Origin of the sequence: Paralcaligenes sp. KSB-10 (genome assembly GCF_021266465.1) — a bacterium.
Lineage (GTDB): Bacteria > Pseudomonadota > Gammaproteobacteria > Burkholderiales > Burkholderiaceae_B.
The window spans coordinates 3,471,844-3,484,508 of the sequence record NZ_CP089848.1 but is presented as its reverse complement, the minus strand read 5'-3'; the positions used below and the strand labels follow the sequence as shown (position 1 = coordinate 3,484,508).

General features: G+C 59.5%; 12 protein-coding genes. 6 read left to right on the top strand and 6 right to left on the bottom strand.

Annotation, left to right across the window (positions count from 1 at the left end; translation table 11 throughout):
• Nucleotides 1-9: 9 nt before the first annotated feature.
• From LSG25_RS15975 to LSG25_RS15955, 5 genes are all read left to right on the top strand, one after another.
• Complete coding sequence (locus LSG25_RS15975; RefSeq protein WP_232741888.1) at nucleotides 10-966, top strand: C-terminal binding protein; 957 nt, start codon at nucleotides 10-12, stop codon at nucleotides 964-966.
• Between the two features lie 40 nt (nucleotides 967-1,006).
• Nucleotides 1,007-2,095, top strand: coding sequence for an ABC transporter ATP-binding protein (locus tag LSG25_RS15970; RefSeq protein WP_232741887.1), 1,089 nt, complete (start codon nucleotides 1,007-1,009; stop codon nucleotides 2,093-2,095).
• Between the two features lie 74 nt (nucleotides 2,096-2,169).
• Complete coding sequence (locus tag LSG25_RS15965; RefSeq protein ID WP_232741886.1) at nucleotides 2,170-3,489, top strand: ABC transporter substrate-binding protein; 1,320 nt, start codon at nucleotides 2,170-2,172, stop codon at nucleotides 3,487-3,489.
• 89 nt (nucleotides 3,490-3,578) lie between these two features.
• Nucleotides 3,579-4,478 (top strand): carbohydrate ABC transporter permease, encoded by a 900-nt coding sequence (locus LSG25_RS15960; RefSeq protein WP_232741885.1) that lies wholly within the window; start codon nucleotides 3,579-3,581, stop codon nucleotides 4,476-4,478.
• Nucleotides 4,475-5,353: a carbohydrate ABC transporter permease gene (locus LSG25_RS15955; protein ID WP_232741884.1), complete on the top strand. Its 879-nt coding sequence runs from the start codon at nucleotides 4,475-4,477 to the stop codon at nucleotides 5,351-5,353. Before LSG25_RS15960 ends, LSG25_RS15955 begins: the two co-directional genes overlap by 4 nt.
• 365 nt (nucleotides 5,354-5,718) lie before the next feature.
• On the opposite strand, the gene denD is transcribed toward LSG25_RS15955, so the two are convergent.
• Nucleotides 5,719-6,702 (bottom strand): D-erythronate dehydrogenase, encoded by a 984-nt coding sequence (gene denD, locus LSG25_RS15950; protein ID WP_232741883.1) that lies wholly within the window; start codon nucleotides 6,700-6,702, stop codon nucleotides 5,719-5,721.
• Nucleotides 6,703-6,886: 184 nt separating this feature from the next.
• Between denD and ltnD the strand changes: the two genes are divergently transcribed.
• Nucleotides 6,887-7,771 carry an L-threonate dehydrogenase gene (gene ltnD, locus LSG25_RS15945; RefSeq protein WP_232744728.1) on the top strand — a complete coding sequence of 295 codons (885 nt, stop codon included), beginning with the start codon at nucleotides 6,887-6,889 and terminating at the stop codon, nucleotides 7,769-7,771.
• A gap of 2 nt (nucleotides 7,772-7,773) precedes the next feature.
• Here the strand turns inward: ltnD and LSG25_RS15940 are convergent, their stop codons facing one another.
• The 5 genes from LSG25_RS15940 to LSG25_RS15920 form a co-directional block, all read right to left on the bottom strand.
• Nucleotides 7,774-8,487 carry an ABC transporter ATP-binding protein gene (locus LSG25_RS15940; RefSeq protein WP_232741882.1) on the bottom strand — a complete coding sequence of 238 codons (714 nt, stop codon included), beginning with the start codon at nucleotides 8,485-8,487 and terminating at the stop codon, nucleotides 7,774-7,776.
• Complete coding sequence (locus LSG25_RS15935) at nucleotides 8,484-9,233, bottom strand: ABC transporter ATP-binding protein (RefSeq protein WP_232741881.1); 750 nt, start codon at nucleotides 9,231-9,233, stop codon at nucleotides 8,484-8,486. The genes LSG25_RS15940 and LSG25_RS15935 overlap by 4 nt, the downstream gene beginning before the upstream one ends.
• On the bottom strand, nucleotides 9,230-10,243 hold the full coding sequence (locus LSG25_RS15930) for a branched-chain amino acid ABC transporter permease (RefSeq protein ID WP_232741880.1): 1,014 nt from the start codon (nucleotides 10,241-10,243) through the stop codon (nucleotides 9,230-9,232). Before LSG25_RS15930 ends, LSG25_RS15935 begins: the two co-directional genes overlap by 4 nt.
• A 59-nt stretch (nucleotides 10,244-10,302) precedes the next feature.
• On the bottom strand, nucleotides 10,303-11,223 hold the full coding sequence (locus LSG25_RS15925) for a branched-chain amino acid ABC transporter permease (protein ID WP_232741879.1): 921 nt from the start codon (nucleotides 11,221-11,223) through the stop codon (nucleotides 10,303-10,305).
• A gap of 153 nt (nucleotides 11,224-11,376) precedes the next feature.
• Nucleotides 11,377-12,579: an ABC transporter substrate-binding protein gene (locus LSG25_RS15920; protein WP_232741878.1), complete on the bottom strand. Its 1,203-nt coding sequence runs from the start codon at nucleotides 12,577-12,579 to the stop codon at nucleotides 11,377-11,379.
• Between the last annotated feature and the right edge of the window lie 86 nt (nucleotides 12,580-12,665).

Below are 12,665 nucleotides of genomic sequence, written 5' to 3'. Positions count from 1 at the left end.
CGATGCGGCATGAAGATTCTGATCACCGATTATGATTTTCCCGATCTCGAACTGGAGCAGGCCCTGTATCGCGCGGCGGGCGTCGAGGTCGTTGTTGCACAATGCCGCAGCGAAGATGAGGTCATCGCCGCTTCGGCGGGTTGCCAGGGCCTGCTGGTTCAGTATGCGCCGGTGAATGCCAAGGTGTTTGCCGCCCGCCCGGAAATACGCATTGTCAGCCGTTATGGCGCGGGCTTCGATACGGTTAATGTTGCCGATGCCAAGGCCCATGGCGTATGGGTGGGAAACTCGCCCGATTATGGTGTGGGCGAGGTCGCCACGCATGCCCTGGCAATGATGCTTTCGCTGCTGCGCCACATCGCTTTCTACGATCGCGATATAAAGGCCGGAACCTGGCACTTTACTTCGACCGGGAAAATGCAACGCGTTTCCGACATGACCGTTGGAATCCTTGGCCTCGGTCGCATTGGCAAGCGCATGGCGCATATCAGCCGCAACAGCTTCAAGCGAGTCATCGCCTGCGACCCTTATATTATTGACGGAGACTTCCCCGCTTACGTGGAACGCGTTAGTATTGAAGACTTGTTTACGCAGGCCGATGCCATATCATTGCATGTCCCGCTCAATGACCAGACGCGCGGTATTGTGAATGCCAGGCTGCTTGGCCTGATGAAGCCCGGCAGCGTCCTGGTCAATACGGCTCGCGGTCCGGTCATCGATGTCCAGGCCTTGCTTGCCGCGCTCAATGCGGGCAAACTCGATGGCGCCGCACTCGATGTCCTGCCGGTCGAACCGCCGGAAATCGATGCGCGTATCGTGCAGCATCCGCGGGTATTGCTGTCGCCCCATGCGGCGTTTTACTCGGTAGTGGCCGAAAAGGAGTTGCGGCGCAAGGCGGCCCAGAATCTCGTCGATTGGGCGAACAATGACCGCCCGTCTTATGTCGTTGTGGAAGGCAAGCAGTAAATGACCATAAATAAAATTATCAGAGACAAAGGAACATCGCATGGCATCAGTGCAAATTCGAGGAATACAAAAGTACTTTGGCGGCACGCAAGTCATACGCGGCGTTGACATCGATATCGAAGATGGCCAGTTTGCGGTGCTGGTGGGGCCGTCCGGCTGCGGCAAGTCGACCCTGCTGCGCATGCTGGCCGGGCTCGAGCAAATTACCGAGGGCGAAATCCTGATCAATGGCAAGGTGGTCAACAATATGCCGCCCAAGGAACGCGACATTGCCATGGTGTTCCAGAATTATGCGCTGTACCCGCACATGACTGTCTACGACAACATGGCCTTTTCACTGATGCTGGCCAAGGCCGACAAGGCCACGGTCAAGCAGCGCGTCGACAAAGCGTCCGAAATCCTCGGCCTGGCCCAGCTTCTCGATCGCTATCCTCGCCAGCTTTCCGGTGGCCAGCGCCAGCGGGTTGCCATGGGGCGTGCCATTGTCCGAGACCCTCAGGTGTTTCTATTCGACGAGCCGCTGTCCAATCTCGATGCCAAGCTGCGCGTGCAGATGCGCGCCGAAATCAAAGAGCTGCACCAGCGTTTGCGCACCACATCCGTATATGTCACGCACGACCAGATCGAAGCCATGACCATGGCCGACCAGATCGTCGTCATGCGCGATGGCGTGGTCGAGCAGCGCGGCAGGCCGCTCGATATCTACGATAACCCGAGCAATCTGTTCGTTGCCGGTTTCATCGGATCGCCCGCCATGAATTTCATTCCCGGCGTATTGCGCCGCAGCGGTTTCGGCACACAGGTTGAATTTTCCGATGGCACTTGCCTGCCGGCACCGCTGGGCGCCGATGGCGCCGCCGGGGTCGATGGCCAGCGCGTCATTTATGGCGTGAGGCCCGAGCACCTGACCATAGCCACGGGCGACCAGGGCATCAAAACCGGCGTTACCGTGATCGAACCCACTGGCGCCAATACCGAAGTCTATTCAAGGTTCTGCAACACCGATCTTATTTCGATTTTTCGTGAACGGCACGATTTCAAGGCGGGTGATGCGTTGCACCTGATGCCCGATCACGAACGCACGCATTTATTCGATGCCGAGTCCGGCAAGGCTTTAAGGCAACACTGATTTCAGGAGGCATGCAAGAGCGCAAGACCAATTTGCACGGGGGCATAACCCCCTTAACCAAAGGAGTGGAAGACATGACAAAATTTACAAGACGTGATTTTCTGGTGTCTACGGCAGCCGCCGCTGCGGCATCGACCGTGAGCGGCAGTACCTTCGCCGCCGACGCGGGTACCAAACTGAATTACACGCCGGAAAAAGGCGCCAGCGTGCGCGTACTCAGATGGAAACGGTTCGTACAGGGCGACGAAGATCTCTGGACCGCCAATACTAAAAAATTCACCGAGCAAACGGGCATACCCGTTCGAGTCGACAACGAAGGCTGGGAAGATGTGCGTCCCAAGGCCGCCGTGGCAGCCCGGGTCGGCAGCGGCCCCGATATCATCATTGGCTGGTTCGATGACCCGGAGCAATATCCCGAAAAGCTGGTCGATGTATCGGACCTGGCCAATTACCTGGACAAGAAATACGGTGGCTGGTACGACGTATGCAGAAAGTACGGTACCAAGGACGGCAAATGGATTGCCCTGCCGCTGGGCGTGGTCGGCAATGCCCTGGTGTATCGCCAAAGCATGATCAAGGCGGCCGGCTTCGACACCATGCCCAGCGATCTCCCGGGCTTTCTCAAGCTGTGCCAGGCGCTCAAGGCCAAAGGCACGCCGGCGGGCTTTGCGTTCGGCCATGCCGTGGGCGACGGCAACAACTTCGCGCACTGGCTGTTGTGGTCGCATGGCGGCATGATGGTCGATACCAAGGGCAAGGTTGTTATCGAGTCGCCCGAAACGATCGCCGCGCTCGAGTACGCCAAGGAGCTGTATAAAACCTTCATACCCGGCACATTGGCATGGCAGGATCCTTCCAACAACAAGGCCTTTCTCGACGGACAGATCAGCCTTACGGCCAATGGTATTTCCGTGTACTACGCGGCAAAGAATTCGACCGACCCGAAAATGCAGGCAATGGCCAAAGACATTGAACATGCGCACCTGCCTGTGGGATCCACGGGCAAGCACACCGAGCTGATGCAAATCACGCAGATGATGCTGTTCAAGTATTCGAAGTATCCGAATGCGGCCAAGGCCTACTTGCAGTTCATGATGGAAGCCAACCAGTACAACCCCTGGATGAAAGCCGCCATCGGCTATGTCAGCCAGCCGCTCAAGGCTTACGAGGCTAATCCGGTCTGGACCGACGATCCCAAGGCGACGGTTTTCCGCGATTCGGCCGCGATCATGATCGACAACGGCCATGCCGGTCCTTTAGGACCCGCATCGGCCGCCGTCATGGCTGACTACGTGGTGGTCGATATGTTCGCCGCAGCGGCAAGCGGATCCAAGACCCCGAAAGAGGCCGCGGCACAAGCAGCAGAGCGCGCCAAGCGGTACTACAAGGCTTAGGCCTGTTCGTTCGGCGACTGTCTGTTTTGCCCCCTGGCAGCGTCCGGCTTTATGCCGGCGCTGTCGGGCGGTTTCCATGAAGGATCATTATGCTATCTCGCGCATTAAACAACAGCAATGTGCTGGGCCTGCTTTTCATGCTGCCTACCGCCCTGTTGCTGCTGGTTTTCCTGACATATCCGCTGGGGCTGGGCGTCTGGCTTGGGTTCACCGATACAAAAATCGGCGGTATCGGGCATTGGGTCGGGCTGGATAACTACCGCTATCTGATCGGCGATTCCATTGCGCAGCTGGCCTTGTTCAATACGGTGCTTTATACCGTGGTCGCCAGCATCCTGAAATTCATGCTGGGCCTGTGGCTGGCGATTTTGCTCAACAGAAACCTGCCGTTCAAGTCCCTTTTCAGGTCCATGATTCTATTGCCCTGGATCGTACCCACGGCGCTGTCGGCGCTGGCGTTCTGGTGGATTTACGATCCGCAGTTTTCGATCATCAGCTGGACGCTCGTCAAAATGGGGCTGATCCACCACTACATCAATTTTCTTGGCGATCCCTGGATGGCCAGGTTTTCCGTGATTGTCGCCAACGTGTGGCGCGGCATTCCCTTTGTGGCGATTACGCTGCTTGCCGGCTTGCAGACAATTTCACCCGCACTGTACGAAGCGGCGTCCATAGACGGGGTTACTCCCTGGCAGCAGTTTCGCTATGTCACGTTGCCGTTGCTGACGCCCATTATCGCTGTGGTCATGACATTCTCGGTGCTGTTCACCTTCACCGACTTCCAGCTGATTTACGTGCTGACTCGCGGAGGGCCGCTCAATGCCACGCACCTGATGACCACATTGTCGTTCCAGCGCGCTATTCCGGGAGGATCGCTGGGTGAAGGATCGGCTCTGGCCATACTGATGATACCGTTCCTGCTGGCCGCTATCATGTTCTCGTATTTCGGCTTGCAACGCCGCGCCTGGCAACAAGGGGGTGACAAATGAGCAAGAAGCAAAAACCCGATGAGCAGCAAGGCATGGACTACCTGCAGTCCCTGCCGCGACGCTGGGTCACTACGTATATCCCGCTAGGCATCTTTGTGTTCGTGCTGCTTTTCCCGTTCTACTGGATGGTCATCACGGCGTTCAAGTCTGACGCCGAACTGGCCCTGCACACCAGCAATCCGTTCTGGGTGGTTGCTCCGACCCTGGAGCATTTCAGGCGGCTGCTGTTCAATACGCCCTTCAATGGCTGGATGGTGAATACCGTTATTGTGTCGACGGTGGCTACCTTCATATCCCTGGCGGCCAGCGTGTTTGCCGCCTATGCGATCGAACGCCTGCGTTTCCAGGGGTCCAAGCAGGTCGGCCTGGGGATTTTCTTTGCCTACCTGATCCCGCCGTCCATTCTGTTTATTCCGCTGGCCTCCATCGTGTTCGAGCTGGGTCTGTTCGACACGCGCTGGGCGCTGATCCTGACCTATCCCACGTTCCTGATCCCGTTTTGTACCTGGCTTTTGATGGGCTATTTCCGTTCGATTCCCTACGAGCTGGAAGAGTGCGCGCTGATCGACGGCGCTACGCGCTGGCAGATCCTGGTGAAGATCATTTTGCCGCTGGCCGTGCCAGGGCTGATTTCGGCAGGTATTTTCGCTTTCACGCTTTCCTGGAATGAGTTCATCTATGCGTTGACTTTCATTTCGTCGACCGAGGTAAAGACAGTGCCTGTGGGTATCGTGACTGAACTCATCGAGGGCGATGTGTACCACTGGGGCGAGCTGATGGCCGGGGCGCTGCTGGGTTCCTTGCCGGTGGCTGTGGTGTATTCCTTCTTTGTGGAGTATTACGTGTCCGGCATGACAGGCGCGGTGAAGGAGTAGATCAGTTTCGCGGCCCAGAGCTGGCGACGTAGGGGCGGCTCTTGTGGCCGCTCTTCATCCGCGTTTTTAAGACGCGGGGGTGGCGGCCCAGGCGGGGTGGAGCTCGCATCGTCCGGTCCTGGCGTTGCCAGGACTGCCCGCGGCCGCAGCCTGGATCGGGCGGTCGCGGAACTCGCGTCGTCCACAGCCCCCCGGGCTGTGGACACCCTTGACGCTCGGACAACCGCGCCCTTGCATCCCGATCCAGGCTGCGGCCGCGGCGGACTCAAGCTCGCTCACCCCGCCTGGGCCGCCACCCCCGCTCGCATCTGAGTTTTTTGTGCGATCGCAGGCTCAGACGGCAAAGAAGGGATTGTACGGACACTTCAGGCGATGCGCCCCTGCAGTTCTTCATTGATGTAGTTTTTCACGATGGCGTCGAAGCTGGCATCGCGCTTGAACCCCATGGCATCGGCGCGTGTGGTGATGAAGCTGCCGGGCCACGAATTGACGATGCGTTCGATTGCGGCGTCGGCCTGCCAGCGTATAAGGTGCGCGGTCTTGGCGCCGGCGGCGCGTTCCAGCGCGGCGGCCATTTCACCCACGGTGACAGAAAGGCCTGGCAAATTCAGGGCGCGGCTGGCGCCGAGAAGCTGGCTGTCTATTTCGTGTCCGTGGATAAGGTTTTCGATAGCCTTGGACGGTGAAACCAGCCATAGCGATGTTTCCCGCGATACCGGGCAGATTGCTTCAAGGCCATTGAGCGGCTCGCGTATGATGCCGCTGGCAAAACTGGAGGCGGCTTTGTTGGGGGCGCCGGGGCGCACGCAAACGGTGGGCATGCGCAGCGCGCGGCCATCGATGTAGCCTTTGCGGCTGTAGTCGCTGATCATGAGTTCGCCCATGACCTTTTGCGTGCCGTAGGAGCTTTGCGGCGTGGTTGGCGTGGTGTCGAGCACTTGGGCAGGCAGCAGGCCACCAAAGGCCGCTACCGAGCTTGTAAACACGATACGCGGGCAATTGCCGTTTTGGCGTGCGCGTTCCAGAATCAACCGGCTTGCATCCAGATTGATGCGCATGCCCAGATCGAAATTGGCCTCGGCCTCGCCGCTGACCACGGCGGCAAGATGGAAAACCGACTGGGTGTCTTTGCCAAGGTTTGCCTTGACGACTTCGGGGTCGGAGATGTCGCCTGCAACCGTCTTGATGCGTGGATCGTCGAACCCTTGTGCGGGAATGACGTCGAGCAGAGTGATGCGCGATATCGCTTGCTGATTGCCTTGCGCGTCGGCCAGCGTTGCCTGTGCAAGAAGCGCCTTGGCGAGCCGGGCACCCAGCAGGCCGGCACCGCCGGTAATCAATATTTGCATGACCTTGTCCCAATGAGCAATTATGGTTGAAGCATAGCGTAGCTGCTCGTATCATGACAATATAAAAAGCAGCGGGACTGATTGCGGCGCATGTGCGGCAGCAGATAAACGGCAACAGATTGCACAGACGATTCGATTCATCTTTTTCTGGAGGCAAGGGTAAATGGGCCAGTCACAAGGGCAGTTGACGCAGGCCGTGGGCGTCATTGGTTTGGGTTCTATGGGTTTCGGCGTGGCGCATGCCTTGCTCAATGCGGGGTTCCAGGTCTACGCCTGCGATGTGCGCACCGAGGTGCTGGATCGGTTTGCCGCCCTGGGCGGGCTGGTCGCACGAACCCCCGCGCAGCTTGCCGAAAAAGTCGAGGCTGTGATCGTGCTGGTGGTCGATGCCAGCCAAATGGACACTGTTTTATTTGGCGAGCATGGCGCGGCGGCGGCGATGCGCAAGGGTGGAGTAATCATCAGCAGCGCAACGGTGGCGCCCGCTTACGCGGTTCAGCTGGGCGAACGCTTGAAAGCCATGGACTTGCTCAATATCGATGCACCCGTTTCAGGCGGCTCGATCAAGGCTGCCGAAGGCCAGTTGTCGGTCATGGCAGCGGGCAGCGCGCAGGCCTTTGAGAAATGCCAGGCCATCTTCGATGCGATCGCCGCAAAGCTTTATCGGCTGGGCGATGCGCCCGGCCAGGGCTCCACGGTGAAAATGATCAATCAATTGCTGGCCGGGGTACACATAGCGGCCTCGGCCGAGGCCATGGCGCTGGGTATCAAGGCGGGTGCCGATCCCGACATGCTTTACGAAGTCATCTGCAATAGCGCCGGTTCGTCGTGGATGTTCCAGAATCGTGTCCCGCATATTCTTGCGGGCGACTACACGCCTCATTCGGCGGTGAATATATTCATCAAGGATCTCGGCATCGTGCTGGATACGGCTCGACGCGAGGCCTTTCCGCTGCCGCTGTCTTCAGCGGCGCATCAAATGTTCCTGATGGCCGCCGCCGCGGGCCATGGCGCGGAAGACGACGCGGCGGTGGTCAAGATCTTCCCCGGCGTGGACTTGCCGGGCTGATTTCAGATCCCCATATAGCTTTGCAGCTTTTCGCGTTCGGCGCTTAATGCATTCGAGCTGCCCGACCAGACGACGTGCCCTTTCTCGACGATGTAGTGCTGGTCGGCCAGCGGCAACAGGGAGTTCAGGTTTTTGTCGATGCAGATGATCGACAGGCCGGTGTCTTTCAGTGCGCCCAGGCAATGCCAGATTTCCGTGCGTATCAAGGGCGCCAGGCCTTCGGTGGCTTCGTCGAGGATCAGCAGCCGCGGGTTGGTCATGAGGGCGCGGCCTATGGCCAGCATTTGCTGTTCGCCGCCGGACAAATTGCAGCCCAGGTTGCCGGCCCGTTCCTGCAGCCGCGGAAACAGTGCATAGATTTTTTCCAGCGACCAGGGCGATGACGATTTCTGGCGGTTGTGCGCGGTGGCGATCAGGTTTTCGGTGACGCTCAGGTTGGGGAAGATCTGGCGCCCCTCCGGTACCAGGCCTATGCCGGCGCGGGCTACCTTGTAGGACGGAACGCCGGCGATTTCCTGCCCGCCAAACTGGATGGATCCCTGCGTAGGCGCCATCAGGCCGACGATGGATTTGACCGTGGTCGACTTGCCCATGCCGTTGCGTCCCAGCAGCGTGACGAACTGGCCCAGCCGGACTTGAAAGCTCATGCCGAACAATACCTGGCTGGCGCCGTAGGAAGACTCTATGCGGTTGACGTCAAGCAGCAGGGAACTCATGGCATGGCCTCGTCGCCCAGATAGGCGGTGCGGACTTCGGGGTTGGCGCGAATCTCGGCGATCGAGCCGCAGGCGATATTGCGCCCGTACACCAGTACGGTGATCCGGTCCGCCAGTTTGAAAACGGCATCCATATCGTGCTCGACCAGCACAATGCTGTATCGCCCTTTGAGGCTGAGCAGCAGATCGGTCATTTGCGCCGATTCGGCCTGGCTCATGCCGGCCATGGGTTCATCGAGCAGCAACAGGCGAGGTTGTCCGGCCAGTACCATCGCGAGTTCGAGCTGGCGCTGTTCGCCGTGCGCCATATCGGCCACCGGCACATGCAGGCGTGCGCCCAGGCCCACGCTTTCCAGCGCCTGCTGCGCGGGCTTGACCAGCGCGGACTGGTCGAGGGCCGGCGTCCAGAAACGGAAGCTGTGCCCTTGATGCGCCTGCACTGTGAGCATGACATTCTGGAGCGCCGTGAAGGCGGAAAAAACCGATGTGATCTGGTAAGAACGGGCCAGGCCCATCAGGGCGCGCTGTTCCACTTTTACACGGGTGATGTCCTGGCCATTGAAATGAATCTGGCCGCTGTCCGGCCTGATTTCGCCGGCCAGTTGGGTGATCAGGGTGCTTTTGCCGGCGCCGTTGGGCCCGATGATGGCATGCAGTTCCCCGGGCCGCACGTCGAAATCGAAATGATCGGTGGCAACCAGGCCTCCGTAGCGCTTGACCAGTTTCTGAACAGAGAGCAAGCTCATTGCGGCTCCTTGCCGGGGAGGGAACGGGGCGCCCCCGGCCCGGGGGAAAAGCGCCGTTCGGCCTGTAGCAGCAGGCCGACCAGGCCTTGCCGGCTTAGCGTTACGATGAGGACGATCAGCGGGCCGAAAATAATCATCCAGTGCTCGGTCAGGGATTTGAGCCACTCTTCGGCCAGAATCATGCCGACGGCTCCGAACAGGGGGCCCACGAGCGTACCCATGCCGCCCAGGACCACCATGGCGATAAGGTCGCCCGAGGTGGTCCACGACATATAGGAAGGCGAGGCAAATTGCGTCAGGTTGGCGTACAGCAGGCCGGCGATGCCGCACAGCGCCGCCGATATCACATAGATGGCCAGGCGGTAGCGGAAGGTCGGGTATCCCAGTGCTTTCATGCGCCGCTCATTCAGCTTGCTGCCGCATACCGCCATGCCGAAGCGCGAGTGCACCAGGCGGTGGCAGGCATACAGGCTGAGGCACAGCAGAACGAAGGCGGAAAAATACAATATGCCCGGCTGCGTCAGCAACAGCCCGCCGAACCGGCTGCCGCTGGCGAGGGTCAGGCCATCGTCGCCGCCGTAACGGCTGAGGCTGACGATCAGAAAGAAGAACATCTGGGCGAATGCCAGGGTAATCATGATGAATGAAATTCCGCTGGTGCGCAGGGCGATGCTGCCGGTTACGAAGCCCACGCCGGCGCAGACCAGCAAGGTAAGCAGCAATTGCAGCCAGCCGTTGTCTACTCCATGAAAACTCATGATGCCCGCGGTGTAGACGCCCAGTCCCAGGAACAAGGCATGGCCAAAGCTGATCAAGCCGCCGTAGCCCAGGATCAGGTTCAGGGAGACGGCGGCGATTGCGAAGATCAGGATACGGGTGCTCAGGGTGATCAGGAAAGGATCGGAGGTCGCCGCGGCATACAGCGGCACCAGGGCCAGCAGCACCAGCAGCACGATGGCCAGCAGGGCGCTGGCGGACCATTTGCGGCGGACGAGGGAAGAGGGCGTCATCGGGAATCGCTTTTTGTAGCTGGGCGGGCGGAGGAAGTGTGAAGACTCATGTCGCGGGCTCAGGTATTTTTTACCGGGAACAGACCCTGGGGCTTGATGGCCAGCACAAAGGCCATGAGGAGGTAAATCATCATGGAAGCCAGGGCCGGGCCGGCCACGTCGGCGGTGCTGCGTTCGAGAAAGCCGCGCAACAGGGAGGGAAGGACAGTACGCCCCAGCGTGTCGACGACCCCCACGATCAAGGATGCATAAAACGCCCCGCGGATCGACCCGATGCCGCCGATGACAATGACCACCATGGTCAGGATCAGTATGGGTTCGCCCATGCCGGCCTGAACCGACAGTATCGGTCCGGCCAGCAGGCCGGCGATGCCCGCCAGCACCGCGCCCAGCGCAAACAGCATGGAATTGAGCAGGACAATATTGACGCCGAGCACGCCCACCATGGTCCGGTTGGTGGATCCGGCGCGGATCAGCATGCCGATGCGGGTTTTATGCACCAGCAGGTAACAGCCCAGGGCGACGAGCAGGCCGGCGGTAATGATGACGAACCGATAGGCCGGATAGGAAATGCCAAACAGATTGATGGCGCCGCTCAGAAATTCGGGCACTTCCATGTAATAGGGCGAAGGCCCCCAGATCATGCGGGCCAGCTCATTGAAAAACAGGATCAGCCCGAACGTGGCCAGTACCTGGTCGAGGTGATCGCGCTGATAGAGCTTCTTGAGCGCCACCCATTCAACGAGCAGCCCCAGTGCCAGCATGGCCGGAATCAGCAAGAGCGCCGCCAGCAGGAATGAGCCAGTGTAATTGTAGATGGAGGCGGCAAAGAAGGCGCCCATCATGTACAAAGAGCCATGGGCGAGGTTGACGAAATTCATGATGCCGAAAACCAGGGTCAGGCCTGCCGCCATGAGAAACAGCAGGACCCCGAGTTGCAGGCCGTTCAGGGCCTGGATGATAAAAAGAGCTAGGCTCAAAAAATACTCCTGGGGCGCTTCGGCCTGCTTATGCCTTGGGCGCTGGCTCGCGCTGCGCGTGCCGACACCGGGGGTTCAAGAAGCGCCCATGCGCGCAAGCCGGATCGGCGGAACCGATTGCGGCTGCCCGCACGGGCCACCGTGCCTGCCTTGCTATTTCAGCGGGCAGGCGGCGGCGAAGTTGGCCCGTTTCTGGATGTGAATGGGGCTGACTGCCTTGAGCTCGGCGCCATTGGCGCCATCGATAACGTCGACCCGGTAAAAGCCCGCTTCCGGAAACTGGTTCGAGGCGAACTTGAATGCCCCGCGCACGGACTTGAAGTCGGCCGCCTTGAGTGCGCTGCGGAAGGCGTCGGCGTTGGACACATTGCCCTTGACCTTGGCCAGCGCCGAGTCGAGCAGATTGGCCGCATCATAGGATTGCGCTGCGTACATGGACGGTTGGCGCTTATAGGCCTTGACGAAGGCTTCGACAAATTGCTTGTTTTGCGGATTGTCGAGATTCGGGGCATAGGGTGCGCTGGTAATGGCACCCGCTGCCAGCGATTTGAGCGCGGGCAGTGTGCTGCCGTCGATGGTCGAGACCGACACCAGGGGCAGCTTGCCCAGCAAACCGGCCTGACGGTATTGCTTGACGAAGTTCACGCCCATGCCGCCGGGGTAGAAGACATAGACGGCGTCGGGTTTGGCCGCTTGCAACTGGGCGATTTCGGCCGAGTAATCGGGCTGGTTCACCTGGGTGTAGACCTCGTCGATGATCTTGCCGGTGTAGTCGCGCTTGAAGCCCGAGACCGCGTCGCGGCCCGCCTGGTAGTTCGGGGCCATGACATAGACGTTCTTGTAGCCCAGGTCGGACGTGAGCTGGCCGCCCGCTTCGTGCAGCTGGTCGTTGTCCCAGGAGGTAGAGAAAAAGTAGGGCGAGCAGGATTTGCCGGCGATCGGCGCCGGGCCGGCATTGGAGCCGATCAGGAATACCTTGCCTTCGGTAATGGGCTTGTGTATGGCCATCATGACGTTGGAGAACGTGACGCCGGTAATGATAGGTACGTGGTCGCTTTTGATCAGCTTGGAGACAGCCTGTACGCCGACATCGGGCTTGAGTTGGTCGTCTTCGCGGATGACGGTAACCGGAACGCCCCCCAGCTTGCCGCCCTTTTGCTTGATGGCCAGCATGAAGGCATCGTACTGGTCTTGGCCGAGTGCTCCGGCTGGCCCGGACAGGGTTCCGATAAAGCCGATTTTCAGGGGTTCCTGCGCGAGGCTGGCCGTGCTGGCGAGTGTGCCGCAGAGCAGCGCCGCCGAGAGGCTTCCGAGTAGAAAACTGCGTCGTTTGACGGACTTGCGAGCTGGTTTCATAGTGTCTCCTGACCGGGGATTTTATAGGTAAAACGCCTAAATTACATTAAGCTTAAAACATTTGCTATCGGGAATAACCCAATGCC

Bases quoted from the DNA above. Each gene is read 5' to 3' on its own strand.
- LSG25_RS15930 (WP_232741880.1), bottom strand. From the start codon at position 10,243: ATGACGCCCTCTTCCCTCGTCCGCCGCAAATGGTCCGCCAGCGCCCTG.
- LSG25_RS15935 (WP_232741881.1), bottom strand. From the start codon at position 9,233: ATGAGCTTGCTCTCTGTTCAGAAACTGGTCAAGCGCTACGGAGGCCTG.
- LSG25_RS15960 (WP_232741885.1), top strand. From the start codon at position 3,579: ATGCTATCTCGCGCATTAAACAACAGCAATGTGCTGGGCCTGCTTTTC.
- LSG25_RS15920 (WP_232741878.1), bottom strand. From the start codon at position 12,579: ATGAAACCAGCTCGCAAGTCCGTCAAACGACGCAGTTTTCTACTCGGA.
- denD (WP_232741883.1), bottom strand. From the start codon at position 6,702: ATGCAAATATTGATTACCGGCGGTGCCGGCCTGCTGGGTGCCCGGCTC.
- LSG25_RS15975 (WP_232741888.1), top strand. From the start codon at position 10: ATGAAGATTCTGATCACCGATTATGATTTTCCCGATCTCGAACTGGAG.
- LSG25_RS15965 (WP_232741886.1), top strand. From the start codon at position 2,170: ATGACAAAATTTACAAGACGTGATTTTCTGGTGTCTACGGCAGCCGCC.
- LSG25_RS15955 (WP_232741884.1), top strand. From the start codon at position 4,475: ATGAGCAAGAAGCAAAAACCCGATGAGCAGCAAGGCATGGACTACCTG.
- LSG25_RS15970 (WP_232741887.1), top strand. From the start codon at position 1,007: ATGGCATCAGTGCAAATTCGAGGAATACAAAAGTACTTTGGCGGCACG.
- LSG25_RS15940 (WP_232741882.1), bottom strand. From the start codon at position 8,487: ATGAGTTCCCTGCTGCTTGACGTCAACCGCATAGAGTCTTCCTACGGC.